This is a genomic window from Blastococcus sp. SYSU D00669 (assembly GCF_054050715.1).
On record NZ_JBJGZV010000086.1, the window covers coordinates 1 to 1,113 of the forward strand.

Genomic DNA, 1,113 nt, shown 5'->3' on the forward strand with positions numbered 1-1,113 from the left:
TGTACTGATCGGGCAGGTTGGTGCACCGTGTCCGACGGATTCGGATCTTGATGTAGGGAGGGACCTCCGGGTTTGGTTTGGGAGCCGCCAAGCACCCAGCCAGACCCAGGAGGTCCCTCGTGGTTCACCGTAATGCGCCGCTGACCGAGACCGGCCGGCTTCGACTAGCCCGTTGCATCGTCGATCACGGTTGGCCGGTCGCGCGGGCCGCGGAGCGGTTCCAGGTCGCCCGCACCACGGCCACCAAGTGGTCGCAGCGCTACCGGGAGCTCGGGCCGGCCGGCATGGTCGACCGCTCCAGCCGGCCGCACCGTTCGCCGCGGCGCACCCCGCAGCCGATGGTCCGGCGGATCGTGCATCTGCGCTGGAAGAAGCGGCTCGGGCCGGTGGCGATCGCCGCCCGGGTCAGGCTGGCCCCGTCGACGGTGCACCGGATCCTGGTCGCCTGCGGGATCAATCGGCTCTGGCACGTCGATCGGGTCACCGGCGAGCCGATCCGCCGCTACGAGATGTCCCGGCCCGGCGAGCTGGTGCACGTTGATGTGAAGAAGCTGGGCAACATCCCCGACGGCGGCGGCTGGCGCATCCACGGCAAGGCTGCCGGCGTCCGCAATCGCCAGGCCCACCGCGATCCGACCCGGCCCCGCAAGATGCATGGCCGACCCAACCTCGGCTACTGCTACGTCCACTCCGCCGTCGACGGCTTCAGCCGGCTGGCCTACTGCGAGGCCCTCGACGACGAGACCGCCGCCACCGCGCTGGCCTTCTGGGCCCGGGCGCGGGCGTTCTTCGCCGGCCACGGCATCACCGTCGAGCGCGTGCTCACCGACAACGGCAGCGCCTACCGCAGCCACGCCTGGCGCGAGGCCCACGCGCAGCTGGGCATCCGGCACTCCCGCACCCGAGTTCGCCGACCGCAGACCAACGGCAAGGTCGAACGGCTCAACCGCACCCTGCTCGAGGAGTGGGCCTACAAGCGCCTCTACACGACCGAGACCAACCGGCGAGCGGCCCTGTCAGGCTGGCTGCACCACTACAACCACCACCGGCCCCACACCGCCCTGGGCAACCTCCCGCCCATCAGCCGGTGCACCAACGTCTCCGAGCAGTACA

1 protein-coding gene is annotated in these 1,113 nt (G+C 70.7%); it reads left to right on the forward strand.

Annotated elements, in window-relative coordinates:
- Positions 1–119: 119 nt before the first annotated feature.
- On the forward strand, positions 120–1,113 hold a 994-nt coding region (locus tag ACI8AF_RS27500; protein WP_456542965.1), incomplete at its 3' end, for an IS481 family transposase.